General features: G+C 53.6%; 14 protein-coding genes. 3 read left to right on the plus strand and 11 right to left on the minus strand.

Features of this window, described 5'->3' with window-relative positions:
• Positions 1–41 precede the first annotated feature (41 nt).
• The 7 genes from L1F29_RS28755 to L1F29_RS28785 form a co-directional block, all read right to left on the minus strand.
• The gene (locus L1F29_RS28755; protein ID WP_258385442.1) at positions 42–953 is read right to left on the minus strand and encodes a carbohydrate ABC transporter permease; all 912 of its coding nucleotides are present in this window, start codon (positions 951–953) and stop codon (positions 42–44) included.
• The gene (locus tag L1F29_RS28760) at positions 953–1,939 is read right to left on the minus strand and encodes a carbohydrate ABC transporter permease (RefSeq protein ID WP_373876443.1); all 987 of its coding nucleotides are present in this window, start codon (positions 1,937–1,939) and stop codon (positions 953–955) included. The genes L1F29_RS28755 and L1F29_RS28760 overlap by 1 nt, the downstream gene beginning before the upstream one ends.
• Positions 1,929–4,919 (minus strand): extracellular solute-binding protein, encoded by a 2,991-nt coding sequence (locus L1F29_RS28765; protein WP_258385443.1) that lies wholly within the window; start codon positions 4,917–4,919, stop codon positions 1,929–1,931. Before L1F29_RS28765 ends, L1F29_RS28760 begins: the two co-directional genes overlap by 11 nt.
• A gap of 308 nt (positions 4,920–5,227) precedes the next feature.
• The gene (locus L1F29_RS28770) at positions 5,228–6,349 is read right to left on the minus strand and encodes an ABC transporter ATP-binding protein (RefSeq protein ID WP_258385444.1); all 1,122 of its coding nucleotides are present in this window, start codon (positions 6,347–6,349) and stop codon (positions 5,228–5,230) included.
• A gap of 125 nt (positions 6,350–6,474) precedes the next feature.
• Entirely contained in the window at positions 6,475–7,797 is a 1,323-nt protein-coding gene (locus tag L1F29_RS28775) for an alpha-L-fucosidase (RefSeq protein ID WP_258385445.1), read from the minus strand.
• A 131-nt stretch (positions 7,798–7,928) separates the two neighbouring features.
• Positions 7,929–9,281 carry a sensor histidine kinase gene (locus tag L1F29_RS28780; RefSeq protein WP_258385446.1) on the minus strand — a complete coding sequence of 451 codons (1,353 nt, stop codon included), beginning with the start codon at positions 9,279–9,281 and terminating at the stop codon, positions 7,929–7,931.
• On the minus strand, positions 9,278–9,991 hold the full coding sequence (locus L1F29_RS28785; protein WP_258385447.1) for a response regulator transcription factor: 714 nt from the start codon (positions 9,989–9,991) through the stop codon (positions 9,278–9,280). The genes L1F29_RS28780 and L1F29_RS28785 overlap by 4 nt, the downstream gene beginning before the upstream one ends.
• Positions 9,992–10,223: 232 nt before the next feature.
• Between L1F29_RS28785 and L1F29_RS28790 the strand changes: the two genes are divergently transcribed.
• Positions 10,224–11,162 (plus strand): AraC family transcriptional regulator, encoded by a 939-nt coding sequence (locus tag L1F29_RS28790; RefSeq protein ID WP_258385448.1) that lies wholly within the window; start codon positions 10,224–10,226, stop codon positions 11,160–11,162.
• A 151-nt stretch (positions 11,163–11,313) separates the two neighbouring features.
• Here L1F29_RS28790 and L1F29_RS28795 read toward each other — a convergent pair whose 3' ends face one another.
• Positions 11,314–11,823, minus strand: coding sequence for a GNAT family N-acetyltransferase (locus L1F29_RS28795; RefSeq protein WP_258385449.1), 510 nt, complete (start codon positions 11,821–11,823; stop codon positions 11,314–11,316).
• A gap of 198 nt (positions 11,824–12,021) precedes the next feature.
• Here L1F29_RS28795 and L1F29_RS28800 point away from each other — a divergent pair, with 198 nt between their 5' ends.
• Positions 12,022–12,507, plus strand: coding sequence for an OsmC family protein (locus L1F29_RS28800; protein WP_258385450.1), 486 nt, complete (start codon positions 12,022–12,024; stop codon positions 12,505–12,507).
• A complete protein-coding gene (locus L1F29_RS28805; RefSeq protein ID WP_258385451.1) occupies positions 12,504–14,123 on the plus strand; it encodes a sodium:solute symporter family protein in 1,620 nt (539 codons plus the stop codon). Before L1F29_RS28800 ends, L1F29_RS28805 begins: the two co-directional genes overlap by 4 nt.
• 134 nt (positions 14,124–14,257) lie before the next feature.
• On the opposite strand, the gene L1F29_RS28810 is transcribed toward L1F29_RS28805, so the two are convergent.
• Genes L1F29_RS28810 through L1F29_RS28820 form a run of 3 tightly spaced genes read right to left on the minus strand, consistent with a single transcriptional unit; the run spans position 14,258 to position 16,795 of the window.
• Positions 14,258–15,139 carry a metal ABC transporter permease gene (locus L1F29_RS28810; protein WP_258385452.1) on the minus strand — a complete coding sequence of 294 codons (882 nt, stop codon included), beginning with the start codon at positions 15,137–15,139 and terminating at the stop codon, positions 14,258–14,260.
• A gap of 4 nt (positions 15,140–15,143) precedes the next feature.
• Positions 15,144–16,061, minus strand: coding sequence for a metal ABC transporter permease (locus L1F29_RS28815; RefSeq protein ID WP_258385453.1), 918 nt, complete (start codon positions 16,059–16,061; stop codon positions 15,144–15,146).
• Positions 16,058–16,795 carry a metal ABC transporter ATP-binding protein gene (locus L1F29_RS28820; RefSeq protein WP_258385454.1) on the minus strand — a complete coding sequence of 246 codons (738 nt, stop codon included), beginning with the start codon at positions 16,793–16,795 and terminating at the stop codon, positions 16,058–16,060. The genes L1F29_RS28815 and L1F29_RS28820 overlap by 4 nt, the downstream gene beginning before the upstream one ends.
• Positions 16,796–16,797: the final 2 nt, after the last annotated feature.

The following is a 16,797-nucleotide window of genomic DNA, read 5'->3' on the forward strand; positions in this document are numbered from 1 at the left end:
TTATTCCGCTGCTTAAGCGCTCGCTCGAATCCTTCCTCCGTTTACTTGATTCCCGAATGAGCCATCGTGGCGATGACTTTCCGCTGGGACAGCAGGAAGATGATGAGCGAAGGCAAGAACATGATTAACGCTCCGGCCGCTGCCGCTCCTTGCCTGGCCACCGAGTTCGCCAGGTTGGACGTCAGCGTCCCCATATAGAAGGGAAGCGTCTTCATGGAATCGTCCTGCATAAACAACGTTGACGTCTCCGCGTTCCCCCACGCGTTCTGAAACGCCAGAATCGTGATCGTCGCGATCGCAGGCGTTACCATCGGAACGACGATCCGCATGAATATGCCGAACTCGGTCGTACCGTCGATCTTAGCCGCTTCGATCATTTCATTCGGCACTTGATCGATAAACTGTTTAATGAGAAAGACACCAACCGGCATCGCGATCATCGGCAGGACGTGACCCAAGTAGCTGTTCATGATACCCAGACTTTGCACGATGACATATCTCGGAATCGCGATCGTCTCCGGTGCGAACAAGAGCGAGGCGATAATCGAGCCGAAAATGAGTTTCGAGCCGGGGAACCGGTGCTTCGATAACGCATAGGCGCACAAGGCCCCGGTCACCACCATGCCGACCGTAGCCAGGAAGGTGACGATGATACTATTGAGCATATACCGCGATGCGGGTACGACCGTGCTCTCCGTTAGCGAGAGCAGCTCGATGAAGTTCTGGAACGTCGCATTGCGCACGATAAAGGTCGGCGGGAACTGGAACAATTCGTGCAGCGGCTTGAACGCATGGTTAAACACATATACGATCGGCAGCAGCATGAAGACGGACAGAAGCGCCAGAAACAAGACGATGAGCTGCTGCGTGCGGTCGAACCTCTTAACCGCGAGCCCCCAGTCTTTCCATCCCCAATAGAGACGGCGAAGCCATTTAGGGTTGATTTCGTGCATCATTCCCCCTCCTTGGGAGCGAATAAGTAGCCGAACATCCGGCTCAATAGATAGCATACGCCCAGCAGCACGACCGATATGGCGCTTGCATAGCCCAGCTCGTAACGGATAAATCCGTAGTCGTCGATATGATTAATCATCAGCTGTCCGGCATAATTGGGCGTCGGGTTGCTGCCCGACAGCTGCGTGCCGATCGCGCCCGATTTGAGCGTATACACGATCGACATAATGGCGGCGAACATGAGCTGCGGCTTCATCAGAGGCACGGTAATATACCAGATTTCCTGCAGCCTACTTGATATGCCGTCAATTCTACCGGCCTCGTACAGCTGCTTGTCGACGTTCAATATGCCGGCCAGGATGGCCAGAAATCCGATTCCCATGCTGGCCCAGACCGAAACGATAATCATAATATTCATCAGAATTTCGCTATGCTGGACGAAGAGCACCGGTTTCTCGATGATCCCCCACTTGAGCAGGAAGCTGTTCAAGTAGCCGGTACGGTCCCCGGTAAACATAACCTGCCATACAACGGTCATCGCGATCCCCGCCGTTAGGGACGGCGCATAGATGGCGAGGGCGAATATCGTTCGGAGCGTAGTGGGAAGCTGCGCAATCAACCATGCCAGGAAGAATGCGCAAACATAGCCGAGCGGACCGACGAACAAGGCGAATTTGAAGGAATTGGGCACGACATGCTGCAGAAAAATGATGTCTTGCGAGAACAGGTTCTGATAATTCTTCCACCCGACCCATGTCGGAAACTGAACGGCATTGAAGTAAGTGAAGCTGAGCAGAATGCCGGCTATGATCGGAATAAGGATAAACAGCAGAAACATGATATAGAACGGAGCGACGAACAAGTAGGACTGCCGGTGTTTCCAAATATCCTTGACCAGGTTCGTTATTTTGAGCATTAGTCTGCTTCCAATTCCGGCGGAAGCTCCCATCTGTCGGCGGGAACGGATCTGCAACTCATTCGACATCGATATCCGCTCCTTTCCAAGGCTCTTGAATTTGTGGCAGATCAAGCGTACGGACTACGTTGCCGGTCTCATCCCGGAAATGGAATTCTTGCTGCTTGCGGACAAGCTCGCGGGTAATCGCCTTAATGCCTTTCTCCAGCGCGATTCGCGGCATCTCGAGCGCCTGGCTCTCCGGCACGACGGCACGGTTCCATGCATTAGCCAGCTCACGGGTCGACATATAACCGCCCGGCACGTTCGGGATGTCCTTCACCCATCTCCACTGCTCGAGAATCACCTTCAGGTCTTCCTTCTTCCACGGCATGTTGGCGAAGGCCCTTACGTTCGCCGTATTCCAGCGGAACGCTTCACCCCGGAACTGCTCCATATTCAAGCCATAATCGGTCTGCGTGTCATCCGATAGATACCACTGCAGAAATTTCCAGGACAGATCGCGCTTATGCTCCGGCGTATCGTTGAACAGCATGGCGCTTGTCGGATTGCTGCCAGCAGCCCATCGGATAATCGAGCCGTCTGGCTGCCTCGTTCCGGGAATTGGGGCGATCGCCCACTCGTTCAATATATCCGGCGCTGCGATCATCAGCTGCATATACATGTTGAAGTCGGCGATGCCGATCGGCATCGTTCCGGCCCTGAATTGATTGTAGAAGCTCTGCACCTGACGCTCGAGTCCATGGATATTGAATAAATCCGTCCATTTCTTGAAGGCGTCGAAGGCTTCCGGTTTGTTTAATGCGGTGGACATCCCATCCGGCGTATACAATTCGGCCCCGTTCTGGAAGAACATCATCGAGAAGTCATCAGGCGGAACATGGAAATTGTACTGCTTCTGAAGCAGCGCCGGGATCATCCGATATACGTCATCCCATGTCTCCGGTACTTGCAGATCCAGCTTCCGAAGAATATCTTTCCGGTAAAACAGCACTTTGAAGCTGGTCGTTTCGGGAAGACCGTAATACCCGCCATCGTAATAGAACGGTAGCATCGCACCGGGATGATACTTCGCAATGAGCTCATCGCCGCCGGGTAATGAACGGATATTCAATGCCGCCCCACGCAGCGCCATCTCGAACGGCATCTCTCCCGGAATTCCGAGGGCGACATCCGGCAAAATCCCCGAAGCCTTCGCGAGGATCAGCAGGTCCGGCGATTGAACCAGATTCACTTTCACCTGAATGCCATATTCCGGCGTAAACTGCTCGTCCGCGAGCATTTGCAGCTCGTCGACATAATCCCTTCCCATCATCATCCAGACGTTCAATACATCACCGTTCTGCTTGCCGATCCGGTTCCGGTCGTTGAACGAGTACATCAGCGTAGCGAACATCCCTTTGGTTTTCTCGAATAAGCTGGCTTCCATTCTCGGGAAAGAAGCTTGTGCGGGCGTAATGTAAAGCTTATCGATCTGAAGCGGGGCATCCATGAAATTACGATACTGCTCCTGCAGCTGATCCAATACGGAGCCCAATGTCAAATGGCTGGTCGGAATCTTCTCGGGCTTCCGAAGCAGATCGTCGATATCCTTCGCGCTGGCACGGTATGTCTGAGCCACGATATCGACCTCTTGATTGATTTCCCGCAGTTTGCCGACCAGCTCGTGAAGTCCGTCTTTGATTCGTTTCAGGTCATCCGTGACGCCGGGAATATCTTTCTCGACATCCCACACGCGAAACTGGTCGTCCTGGCGGTTGCCCGTAGCGGATTTGATCCGTTCCAACACCGCCTTCAGCGAAGCGACCATAGGCTCGACTTCGGCGATCACCGCCATGTAAGGCTCATAGCCGGCTTCCATCGTGATCGTATGCTTCCCTTTCTTCAGGTAAAATTCCATCGGCCGACCTTCGCTGTCTTCGATCATATAGCCGCGCCAGCCAGGGGCATACGGGATCGGATAGGACTGCAGCTCCTCAAACGGAACTTGCCCATCGATATAAATCGTTCTGGAGACGGACAGGTTTTTCCGAAGATTCTGGTTTGCGCGCATGCCGATCTTATACAACCCGTCTTCAGGCACTTCGAATTCCCAGCTGACGACATGCCCGCCTTTGTACCAGCCCCATGCGCCAAGAGAGTTGTACGCTCTGTTCTTGAGCGATTTCGGAGTAGTTAACGCATCCCGGTCATATTGCGCTTGAATGGACGTGGAATTCTTCCTGCTGAATTGCTCCGCCTCGATCACGATGCTTTCTTCGCTCGGGGCCGACTCGCCGGGGTAGGTTCTCCTTACTTCCTCGTATGCGGGAATCGTAGAGGGAGGCTTGATCGTGAACGACTTGATCGCCATCGGCTGCTGCGAGAGATGAATGCGTATGACGTTCCGCCCTTGCTGCAAATGCCAGAGCAGTGGACGTGCATAAGCCCCGTCGGAATCGCGGAACGGCTTCGATTTCCATTCTTCGATCTCAACGATCGAGGACTGCAGCTGGTTGCCGTCGGCATCGAACCTCGGCGGCTCGTTCCGAAACTCCCGTTCGAACGACATCGACCGCGCTTCCCGGAACGGATACACGCCATTAATCTGCATCGACAGTATCGACGCGCGCCGGTTTCTGCGATTATCGTCGGGCAGCGGGTAATACTCCGCAGCCATCTCGTACAAGCCGTCCTGGCCGACCTCCACTTCATACTCCACCCAACCGCTCACCGATGACCAGATCAGAACGTCGTCCTTGCCCTGGTAGCTACCGGAAGTTACAACCGCATCTTCGGACTTTCTTGCAAACTTCGCGGCCTGTACGATCGTTTCCTTAGAACCGGGAGGCGTCTTGACCTGTTCCCGTTTCTTGCGTACGTCGTAATAGTAGGGCTCTTTCTGTTCCGGTATCGCGTCTTGCGTCCGATCGGCGAGGGAACCCGATTCGGCGTGAGCGGATCGCTTGCCATTCGTCGGTCCCGCCACATTCGAAGTGCCGATTAGAACAATCGATAGAAAAAGGATCAGCAGTCGAAACCCTGGACGTCTTCTCTCTCCCCCTGTCATCTGGTTTCCTCCTAAAAGTTTTGTGAGCTTAACCGCTTCCGAAGGAGCGGTTTCGAGCAAAACTTGCTTCGAAAGCATACGCTTAGTTTTGTTGAGCGTTACTTACAGAATAGGCTTCGAAACAAACTTGCTTCGGAAGCATAGACTTAGTTTTGTGAGCTTAACCGCTTCCGAAGGAGCGGTTTCGAGCAAAACTTGCTTCGAAAGCATACGCTTAGTTTTGTTGAGCGTTACTTACAGAATCGGCTTCGAAACAAACTTGCTTCGGAAGCATAGGCCTGGTATGTATGACTCCGTCTGACGACAGGCTAGTCCGTCAGCAGCTTCTCCGTATCCTTATGGAAGAACAGCGCTTTATTCATATCGACGGCAAATACGGCCCGCGATCCCTCATCGAAGTGATAACGCGGATGCGCCCGCGCCGTAACCATCTTCGAGATCCCGATATCCATGTGATAATACCGGTCGGATCCGATGAACTCGTTGATTTGCAGCACACCGTTAATGACCGAATGCTCATATGCCTGAAGCGCGATTTCCTCGAAGCTAATATGCTCGGGACGTATGCCCATCACAACCGTCTTGTCCGCCATCTGATGGCGGTTTCTCAGCTGATAGGCCTGTTTCTCCTGAATCCGGAGCGCGAAGCGGTTCGTATGGAATTCGAGTATGCCATCATTCTCCTGCAGCCGGCCGGAGATGAAGTTCATCGGAGGATTGCCGATAAAGTTCGCGACGAACAGATTCGCCGGTTTGTTATAGACGTTCTCCGGCGTATCCACCTGCTGAATGACGCCCTTCTCCATCACGACGATCCGGTTCCCCATCGTCATCGCTTCCACTTGATCGTGCGTTACGTAAATGATCGTAACGCCGATCTTTTTGTGCAGATTAATCAATTCCGTTCTCATCTGGACCCGGAGCTTTGCATCCAGATTGGACAATGGCTCATCCATCAGAAACGCCTGCGGCGTCCGGACGATCGCCCTTCCCAACGCCACGCGCTGGCGCTGGCCACCCGACAGCTCCTTCGGCTTACGCTCCAGAAAATTCTCGATTTCCAGCACACGCGCAGCCCGTTTCACCGACAGCTCGATTTCGTGTTTGGGCACCTTGCGCAACCTCAGCCCGAATGCGATATTTTCAAATACGGTCATATTCGGATAGAGCGCATAGTTTTGGAATACCATTGAGATGTCCCGATCCTTGGGAGGAATATCGTTCACGATCGTATCGCCGATATAGATTTCCCCTTCGGAAATCTCCTCCAGCCCGGCCAGCATGCGAAGCGTCGTTGATTTGCCGCATCCGGAGGAGCCTACGAACACGAGAAACTCCTGATCCTCCACTTCAAGGTTGAAATCGTTAACGGCCAACTCCTTGAACTTTCCGTATCGCTTATAGACGTGATTAAACAGAATCTTAGCCAAGAATAGTACGCCCCCTTGCTGACATGAATGCGGCAAACGATCAGGCCGTTGCGGCCAATCCTCGGATACGCGCTCTGGGTAACTCTATCGTAGCAATTGATGTGTCAATGTAGTGTAAAGGTTTTTTACCGTTCATCCGTTCCGTCGAATGCGTCGAATGCGGCTAAGGTTCGAATGTGCGGCATCCCGAACGATCGGGTAATCGTCAATCGGATTTGGGAGACTAGTACTGAATCGATGCACTCAATCCGCTTGTGTCCGACGGAGATGCCCTCACATAGTGTTTTCCATTCCCCGCCTGCCAGTCCATCAATGCGATACTCCCGAATCCGTTCCCCTTTCGAGAGATCCTCCATAATGACGACCTGGTTGACCGTAGAGGGCGATAACAGATCGAGAATCAATTCATGACCTTCGCCGGTGATCTCGCCCCGGATGCCGCAGAATCGGCGCGCGATCTCTTCGCCGAATTCCGTAAATTGCTTCACATCGGCCTCCGGCACTAACCCCCGATTATCGATGACCATGCCGAGCAGTAAATTGGCGTTGCGGCCTACGGAGTCGTAGTAGCATTCGACCAGCTTGTCGACCGGATGCAAGAGATGCTCTTCTCCTTCATACCAGAACCATTGATCTCTGCGGTTCGGCATATCCGCCTCCGCAGGAGCCCAGACCGCACCCTCTGGGTTGCCGCTTCCATATATCGGACAGGCCCCGTGATCCGTTGCCGCCTTCATCTCGTCCGTCGTACTCCAACAAGGATAGGAGGCATACCCCTCTTCGTTCCCGACCCAACGGATTAACGAAGGCGTACCGCGTGGCCCTTGGAAGCAGACCGCTTCCGGCTGGAGCTTGGCAAGCACCGATATCACATCGGGTCCCCCTTGCTCAGGAGGCAGTGTCCCCCCGTCAAACCAAATCTCGAACAATTTTCCGTAATTCGACCATAGCTCCGTTACTTGTTGAATCACAGCCGCATTATAAGCCTCCTGTTCATCCGAACGTCCGGAGACGACGAGACCCGGATTGTCCACCTGATAATAGGCATTCGCCGATGTGCTGTAATACAGCCCTGGACGGACATCGTATTTTGTGCAGGAGTCGATGAAGTCTCTTACGATATCGCCCTGCCCGTCGCGCCAGGGCGAGCTTGAGACGCTGTAGCTGTGCGCCCGGGTCGGCCATAAGGAGAAGCCGCTGCAGTGTTTGGCTACGAGCACCGCATATTTGGCTCCGGCCGCTTTGGCCGTCCGGATCCATTGATCCGTATCCAGCGCCGTCGGATTAAACACGCTCGGACTAGGCGTGTAACCCCATTGCCGTCTCCAATCGGAATAACCGGGCTCAAATACCTGAACATCGAAATGGATGATCACGCCGATCTCGGCATCCGTCCACTCCAATTGTTGTTTTGTTGGTAATATGCGCATTGAATCTCGCTGTTCCATCCGCTATTTCCCCTTCCATAGTCTTGTTTCCAATTCAGCTGGTTCATTTCACTGATCAGAAACGCTCTCCCTCCACATCCTACCAACTCCGGTGTCAACGTAGTGTAAAGGTTTTGTCTTAAACGATCTCATCAATAGCCCCCCGCGTGAATGCTGAAATAAAATTTCGACCCTTTGCCGGGCACGCTCTCTACCCCGATCGTCCCCCCATGTGCTTCGGCCAACGCTTTGGCGATGCTTAAGCCCACCCCTATGCCGCCCCTCGAGTCCCGTCTGGTCCGGGATTTATCCACCCGATAGAAGCGGTTGAAAATAAGCGACAGCTCACGTTTGGAGATGCCGATCCCGTTGTCCTGGCAGTAGATGACGATATCGCTTTCGGCCGGGTATAGGCCTATTTCGACGGAGCCGCCGGCCGGTGTATATTTGATCGCATTGGACAATAAATTCGATACGATCTGAATGATACGGTCGGGATCGACCTCGGCATAACAAGGCACATGCGGTTGTCCAAACGTCAAGCGGATGTCTTTCCCTTTGCTTACGTACAAGAAGCCTTCATAAACGTCTCGGATGAGCTGCGTCATATCGATCCGTTCGATGTTAAGCTGAAAGCGGGCTCCTTCCGCTTCCGAAAGCTTCTGCAGGTCGTCCACCAGCCTGCATAAACGGTCGATTTCGGCATAAATCTTGTACAAGTTCTCTTCTGTAGCCGGATGGATGCCATCCAGTATTGCTTCAATGCGGGAATGCAATGAAGTCAATGGCGTTCTAAGCTCATGCGCCAAGTCTTGCATCATCTGCTGGCGCCAATCCTCTTGCCGGTTGAATTCCGCAACCAGGGCGTTGATCGTACTTGCGAACCGCTTCATTTCGCTTGTCCCGGTGACGGGAATGTCCGTCCCCCGAATTCCGCTGGCGATCAGATCGGCTACTTTGCTGTTCGCGATGACCGGTTTAGACAATCTCTTGGCCAGCACAAAGCTAAAGAAGAGGGAAAGGAGGAGCAGCAGCGCATACAGGACTGCGCTGCGCCGGGATGATTCCATTTCGAAACCGGGATAATAGGCGGCGTCGCGCCGGTCGGAATCGAAATAAGCCTCTAATTGCCCCAACAGCTTGCCTTCCGCGATGATGGGGACGTCGAATACGTATCGTTCGGCGGCCTGGGGATCTTTGTCGGTCGAATCGAACAATACGGTGCTGCCGTCAGACGCATAATAACGAAATCCGAACGTATAGACCGCTGAGAAATCGTGTAATAATTGCCGATCGGCCTCCGACAGCGACTCGGACTTGATATGGGTTTGCAGCGCATAACCGAGTTTCTGAACCTGGTCTTTGTAATACTGCTTCCGGTATTCGAGCAGCGATTTCCCCGAGGAAGCCGCGTTCCCATAATACATAGCCGTAAGCAGAAATGCAGACAAACAGGTAAAAGCAAGAAACAGCACGAACTGCGTCCCGGTCAGGAAACGCTTCATGAAATCTCCGCCTCGGATTGAAAATCAAACTTGTAACCAGAACCGATTTTCGTCACGATATATATCGGCTCTCTGGGATCTTCCTCGATTTTGGCTCTTAGGTTCCGGATGTGCATGTCGATTGTCCTACCGACGTCAATATTGCGGTATCCGTGGACTTCGTACATCAAATCGTGCCTGCTGTATATTTTACCGGGCCTTTTCGTTAATACGGCCAGAAGCTTGAATTCCGTATGCGTCAATTCCACCCTCTCCCCGTTTACGAAAACCTCGTTGGTTGTATGGTTGATTGAGAGCCGCCCCCGATTGAACCGCTTGATAGCCGTCCGATGGAGATTATCATTCGTAAGCATGTCCATTCGCCGTTTGAGCGCATGAATGCGGGCGATCACTTCTTTGGTGCGGAACGGTTTCGCAATATAGTCGTCTGCTCCCAAATTTAACCCGTTAATCGTATCGGCTTCTTTCACCTTGGACGTAATCATGATGATCGGCACCTTGGAGAATTGCCTGATCTTCCGGCACACGTCCTCCCCTTGTATGCCGCCGATCATTAAATCCAGCACGATCAGATCGATCTTGAAGTTCTGAATCCATTGCAGCGCTTGCTTCCCGTTATCGGTTTCTCTTACGTTCCAGCCCTCGTTGAGAAAATACGATTTCAGCACATCGCGAATTGCTTCCTCGTCTTCGACAAGTAATATTTCCAATAACGCTCCCCCTTCCAGTTTGACCTGACTGAAGCATTCCCCTCATTCGAGGACTCCGGTTGAACCGTTAAGCGAAAACTCGTAAGCGTATTCATAATAGCAGTTAAGCTGTCAATACAGTGTAAAGATTTCGCTCTAACGACCGACTTGAATGCTCTCTCCAGTATGCTACACTAGTTTGAGTGAGGTTGTATGCAAGGATTCCATTCCGTTTTATAACGATCCCACTCTGATGACGAAGGTGATGCTCCTGAATGCCGTTCCGTGTTTATATCGAACGATTGTTCATACGCCCAGCGAGATGGCCAGAGCTTTTCTATTGTTTATTCTGTATCTTGGCTGCTTCAAGCACCGTCCGGTTCATCGCGTTCACAGGACTTTCTACCCGTATTCGATCTGCTTTGTCATTCGCGGGAAAGGGTATGCCGTTTGGAGAGGCAAGACGTATTCCGTCGGCCCGAACCAATTGCTGTTCCTGGACATGACGGAAGAGCCCGAATGCTACGCAGAAGCAGACGATCCGTGGGACATCATCTGGATCAGTTTCGGCGGCATGCAGGCTGTCAATTATTATAAGTTGCTCGACTGCGCTGACAATCCGGTGCTCCGCGTCCGGAACGAGCGTCTGACGAAACAACTGATCGAAGAGTTATTCGCGCTTTTCATCCACTATCCGCCTGGCTACGAATTGGCCGCATCGTCGCTTTTGACACGGGTATTGACAGAAGCGGCCATTGCGCAAACCGAAGAAGGCGTTATCCAAAGCCCGCAGGAGCCCTACGCCTATCCCGATAACATTCAGCAAGCAATCCGCTATATCGTGGAGCATTACCAATCGCCGATCAAGATCAGGGATTTGGCGAACCTTGTATACCTAAGCCCTAGCTATTTTTCCAGTGTATTTAAACGTTACACCGGATACACGGTTGCGGAATACATCATTCATTTTCGGCTGCAGGTTGCCAAGGATCTGCTGACCCGGACAGATTGCTCTCTAGGGGAGATCGCGCAATCAGCCGGATTTTGCAGCCAAAGCTATTTCTCCCAAGTATTCAGGCAGCTCGAAGGCACGACGCCCCGCGATTACCGCCGGTCGAAACGTTTAGAACCTTTCTTGCAAGGCAGCGGATTCGTCAGCCGCTCTGTGTCCGGGAGCACCGTCCTGCACTGATGCGAACGATGAAGAGACCTCCGAATCCCGGGAACGCATCTGGAGGACGGAGGCCTTTTTGCTTAACATGGGAAAGGAATAGGGAACCCCTCCCTCGTTAATTCCTTTTTTTCATTCTATTCAAATCCGTGTCATACCCTCTCTTCCCCGCTTATGTTTCCAGCACAAACACGGGCCCGTTCCACCGGTCATTATGTACCCGCTTCTCCAAGTAGGAATCCTGACCTTTGTACTCGGATATCACGCGCTTCCAGAACGCATAGGCACTCGTATTGCCTTCTGTCTGTCTGACTTCCCAGGTTCCGCGAAACCGTTCGAACAGCGACAATGCCGCATCTCTGCCCACGCCTCTGCGTCTGTATTTCCGCATAATGAAGAATTCACTGATCGAGTTTGTTTTCTCTGCCGGACTAAGTGCCATGTATTCCTTGGGAACATCGAGACTAACCAGAGCAAACCCCGCAATTTCCCCGTCTACACGGACGATGAAAGGGCGCCGGTACTCATCCGTCCATTGATGATCCAAATATTTATATAAATAGAGTCCGTGCTTATTCAAGACATGCCCATCAAATTCACTGCTGTCATATCGGTATAGTTGCATGAGGTTATATACAATGGTCTTATCTTCATATGGGATTAACGATAACTCGATGTTCATTTGCATCCCCTCCACTTGAATATTTTACCACAGACCCGATGGCTGAGAACGCTTAAAACGAAACGATCCCATCGGCCAAATCCAGTTTCCTCCAAAAGAACGATTGACCGGATCCGAAAAGTATGATATTTTCGAAAATAGAAATTCCGACTAAACGGGTAGTAATTATTAATATAGTTTGATTCGGAGGGAATTCATATGACTGCAGTCAATCAAGACGCAAGAACGGAGATTCGCACCATTCGCGCAACCTCCAGGCGGATTAGCCGGTTTAAGAATGACAATGAGGTTCGCGGCTTTACGTTTCCGATCGACGAGCCGGTCAAGCTGGGCGGTACGGATACGGCGCCGACCCCGATGGAATACATGCTCGGCTCCTTTAACGGCTGCCTGCTCATCGTCATCGAGATGATCGCCAAAGAGATGGGGCTAGCCGTTCGGGACCTTCAAGCCGAATCGACCGGCACGGTTGACCGCAGAGGGATGTTCGGCACGGCGGATGTCAGCCCTCACTTTCAGGAAGTCCGTAATGCGGTCGTATTCGATACGGACGAATCATCGGAGCGGATCGAGGAATTGAAGGAGCGGGTCAAGAAGAGATGCCCCGCATACAACCTGTTCAAGGATGCGGGAATCGCGATTGAGCTGAACTGGACGATCGCGGGAGGAGCGGAGCGGAAATGACTGATTATGGAGCATGGATCATCGGATTTGCACTTGTATATACGGCGCTGCTCGTATTGGCAGGCCAGATCGCGAGAAAGAGAACGTCCAAATCCGGGGGCTATTTTGTCGGTGGCCGGACCTTTAACAAGTGGATCGTCTGCTTCTGCATTACGGGGCTGTTCTCCGGCTCGACGTTTATCGCCGTTCTGGAGATGGCTTACCTGAAAGGGATCTCGGCCATCTGGTATGGCGTAGCCGAGACCATCCAGATACTGATTATCGCCCTCGTTATTATTGGACCGTTCCGCAAGAAGATGCTGGTTACCGTCTCCGGACTCATCGGCGACAAGTATGGCCGAAGCGCCAAGGCGTTGGCCGGCGCGATAACGGCCTTCGCTTTCCCAATGTGGTCGGTGGCCACGGCGATCGGATTCGCCTCTGCGCTGCACGTATTTACGGGCATCTCCCTGTCGTTATCCGTCGCGTTCACGGCGCTCCTCCTGTTCGTATACCTGCAGGCAGGCGGCATGTGGTCGATTGCTTTTACCCAGACCATGAACGCCATCGTCTTTGTCATCATGTTCGCCATCGGCGTCATTGCGTTCTTCATTAATCCGGGTGTGGATGGACTGCGGCAGCTTGCCGCGGAGCAGCCGCAGATGTTCGATTGGGATAATGCCGGGCTGCAGGTGATCGTCGCCTGGTTCGGCACCTTCTTCGTCAATGTCATATTGGCGCAAGCGGCATTCCAGATGGCGCTGTCCTGCAAGACGCCGGAAGAAGGGCAGAAAGGGCTGAAGCTGGCCGCAATCTTCGGCATTCCCTTTACCGTGCTGGCCATTCTGTTCGGCTTATCGGCCGCCGCAGTCATACCGGACGGCAAGATGGGTCTCCTGGCTCTGCCTCAATACTTGATGCAGGTGCTGCCCGCTCCGCTCGTCGGCTTGTTCTTCCTCGGCATCTGGGCCTGCGCGCTTGGCTGGGGCGCTCCGTGCCAGTTCTCCGGCGCTACCAGTCTGGGCCGCGATACGGGAAGCGCATTATTCCCGTCCGCGGACGAGAAGCGGCTCGTCACTTATACGAAGTGGTCGCTGCTCATTCTGACCGTTCTGATGATCTTGTTCGGCATGCTGCGGACCGAGCAATCGGCATGGTGGAATATTATGGCCTGGACGATCCGCAATTCCGCGACGTTCGCGCCGGTAGTCGCCGCATTATTCTGGCCGCAGGTGACGAGATCGGCCGTTCTCGCCTCACTGGCAACGGGCTTCCTGTCGGGGCTTTCCTGGTATGCGCTTGGCGGCTGGGATGTCAGCAAGTTCTATATGAACATTCATCCCGTCTGGATCGGCATGTCGGTTAACGTCGTTACGATTACGCTCGTCACGCTGCTGGCATCGCTTGGCTCGTGGAAATTCCGGAAGGTGTCCGAATCTCCGGCGCATTACGCCTCTCTGGCTGCCGGGATCGCGCTCGCGGTCGTGCTTCTGCTCAACAGCGAGGCGCTGCATAATAAGGGGCTGACCGGACTTGTCATGTTCGCGTCGCTAATCGGCTTCTTTATAGCGGTTATCGGCGTATTGGATACGAATAAACCGGCATCCGCTCAGACGGACGCCGTCGCGGCATCATAACCGGTACAAGATCGGGACACCACTAGAGTAACGAACTGGACATCGATAAAAAAAGAATGGCATGACGTATGAAACGTACGCATGCCATTCTTTTTGCTGACGTGTGATTATTGCTGGCGGAGGCAGCCTCCTCTTCAGGTCCTGACATTCGCTTCGGCCGGTCGGATAAGTTTGGCGACAACCCCGTGCTTCGGCGAGCACAAGAAGCTGACTGCGAATAGAATACCGGTTGCGAATGCCATCGATCCGGATATCGAGGTATCCAGCCAGAGCGCGATATAGTATCCGACAATGGCGGAAATGACGCCGAACGAGCCGCTCAGGATCATCATGACCGACAGGCGGTCCGTCCATAGATAAGCAGCAGCTGCGGGAGTGATCAGCATGGCAACGACCATAATCGCGCCTACGGCGTCGAACGCGGCTACGGTCGTAACCGACACGAGCGACATGAACACATAATGCATAAGCACGGCCGGGATCCCGAGACTTACGGCCAATGCGGGGTCAAAGGAGGTGATCTTCCATTCTTTATAGAATGCGATAACCGCCACCAGCACGACAATCAAGACAAGCACGAGAATGAACACGGCTTCCGGAATGGCACCGACCAAGGGAAGCTCAATCTTCTCCCATGGAATAAACGTAATCTCGCCCATTAGCGTATGTTTGACGTCCAGATGGGCGTTCCCGACTTGCGTAGCTATGAGGACGACGCCGACCGCGAACAAGGTCGTAAAGACGACCCCGATCGACGCTTCCTGCTGTACGCCCCGCGCGTGAAACCATTGAACCAATACGGATGTCAGCAATCCCGCGGCTATTGCGCCAATGAGCATATGCACGCCGCTTAGCTCGCGCGTAACAAGGAATGCTATTACGATGCCGAGCAATACCGTATGACTGATCGCATCGGCCATCATGGCCATTCGGCGCAAAATGAGCAGCACGCCGATAATACCGCAGGAAAGTCCGACAAGCGAAGCCGTCAACAAAATCCAACCCGTGTAGCTCATATGGTCAGCCCCTTTCCAATACGCGGGCAGCGGAGGCATTCGGCTGGAGCAGCCGTTTCTTCTGCGCGCGCTGCTGCAGGAAGACCACCAGCAATCCCTTGCGCGCTCCGAAGGCGAGGGAGATGACGAACATGGAGGAGGCGGCGATGACGATGAACGGCCCTGTCGGCCATCCCTTGCCGAATGTGCTGATCAGGGTGCCCATCATTCCGGCTCCGCCCCCGAACAAGGCGGACAGGACGACCATCCACTTGAAGGACTGCGTCCAATAACGCGCGCTGACGGCAGGTATGATCAGAAGCGCCGACATGAGAATGACGCCGACGGCTTGAATGCCGACCACAATGACAAGCACCAAGACGGCCATGTAGATGCTGCTCATCAGCCGGCTTGATAGGCCGAGCCCCTTGGCGAAGCTCGAATCGAACAGGAACAGCTTCCATTCCTTAAAGCCGATGACGGCAACCAGCAGCACCAGCAAGGCGATAACCGCCATCGTAATGACATCCTTGCGGACCATGGAAGCGGCCTGACCGAAGATAAAGCTGTCGAGCCCGCTTTGGCTGCCGCCGGCCGTTCGGTTGACGAACGTAAGCAGCATAATGCCAAGCCCGAAGAAAACGGATAAAATTATGCCCATGGCCGCATCCTCCTTGACCCGGGTGGACGATCGGATCCATTGAATCAGCAGCGCCCCGAGCAAGGCGCTCGCGGCGGCTCCGGCGATCATGACAGGCAAATTCTTGACGCCCATCAAGGCGAAGCCGATAATAACGCCCGGCAGCGCCGCATGGGACAAGGCGTCACTCATCAGGCTTTGCCGCTTCCAATAGGCGAAGCAGCCCATAATGCCGGCCGCCATGCCCAAGATGAGCGTACTGAACAGCACCCACTGCGCATTGTGCGACAAAATCGAGATCATCCGGACTCCCTCCCCAGCCATCGGAGATTGCCGCCGTACGTCCGGAATATATTATCCTTCGTAAAGGTCTCGCTCGTCGAACCGTGCGCGATGACCGTCCGGTTCAACAGCAGGACATGATCGAAGTAATCTTCGACCGTCTGCAGGTCGTGATGGACGACCATGACGGTTCTGCCCCTGCTCTTCAATGTTTTCAGCGTATCCATGATCGCCCGTTCCGTAGCCGCATCCACGCCTGCCAGCGGTTCATCCAAGAAATACAGCTCGGCATCCTGGACAAGCGCACGGGCGAGAAATACCCGCTGCTGCTGCCCGCCGGATAGCTGGCTGATTTGCCGTCCCGCGTAGTCCTCCATGCCCATCTCGGAGAGCGCCTGCATCGCCTTCTCCCGATGAATGCGGCGCGGCCATTTCAGCCAACCGATCTGCCCGTATAATCCCATCATTACGACATCGAGCGCATTCGTCGGAAAGTCCCAATCCACCGAACCGCGCTGCGGCACGTAGCCGATCCGCGATTTGGCCTTATTATAATCCGCCCCGAAGAAGTAGACCGATCCGGCAAGACTCGGATGCAAACCCAGCATCACCTTCAGGAGAGTGGATTTGCCCGCTCCATTAGGTCCAACGATACTGGTCATCGTCCCCGGTTGAACTTCAAAACGGACTTGATCCAGCACCTTGTTCTTGCGATATGATGCGGTTAATCCGTTCACACTCAATACAGGACTCAAGC

It is taken from the genome of Paenibacillus spongiae, from assembly GCF_024734895.1.
Lineage (GTDB): Bacteria > Bacillota > Bacilli > Paenibacillales > Paenibacillaceae > Paenibacillus_Z > Paenibacillus_Z spongiae.

Excerpts from the sequence above, each read along its gene's own strand:
- L1F29_RS28755 (WP_258385442.1), bottom strand. The coding sequence starts at position 953 with ATGCACGAAATCAACCCTAAATGGCTTCGCCGTCTCTATTGGGGATGG.
- L1F29_RS28760 (WP_373876443.1), bottom strand. The coding sequence starts at position 1,939 with ATGTCGAATGAGTTGCAGATCCGTTCCCGCCGACAGATGGGAGCTTCC.
- L1F29_RS28765 (WP_258385443.1), bottom strand. The coding sequence starts at position 4,919 with ATGACAGGGGGAGAGAGAAGACGTCCAGGGTTTCGACTGCTGATCCTT.
- L1F29_RS28775 (WP_258385445.1), bottom strand. The coding sequence starts at position 7,797 with ATGGAACAGCGAGATTCAATGCGCATATTACCAACAAAACAACAATTG.
- L1F29_RS28780 (WP_258385446.1), bottom strand. The coding sequence starts at position 9,281 with ATGAAGCGTTTCCTGACCGGGACGCAGTTCGTGCTGTTTCTTGCTTTT.
- L1F29_RS28790 (WP_258385448.1), top strand. The coding sequence starts at position 10,224 with ATGACGAAGGTGATGCTCCTGAATGCCGTTCCGTGTTTATATCGAACG.
- L1F29_RS28795 (WP_258385449.1), bottom strand. The coding sequence starts at position 11,823 with ATGAACATCGAGTTATCGTTAATCCCATATGAAGATAAGACCATTGTA.
- L1F29_RS28800 (WP_258385450.1), top strand. The coding sequence starts at position 12,022 with ATGACTGCAGTCAATCAAGACGCAAGAACGGAGATTCGCACCATTCGC.
- L1F29_RS28805 (WP_258385451.1), top strand. The coding sequence starts at position 12,504 with ATGACTGATTATGGAGCATGGATCATCGGATTTGCACTTGTATATACG.
- L1F29_RS28810 (WP_258385452.1), bottom strand. The coding sequence starts at position 15,139 with ATGAGCTACACGGGTTGGATTTTGTTGACGGCTTCGCTTGTCGGACTT.
- L1F29_RS28815 (WP_258385453.1), bottom strand. The coding sequence starts at position 16,061 with ATGATCTCGATTTTGTCGCACAATGCGCAGTGGGTGCTGTTCAGTACG.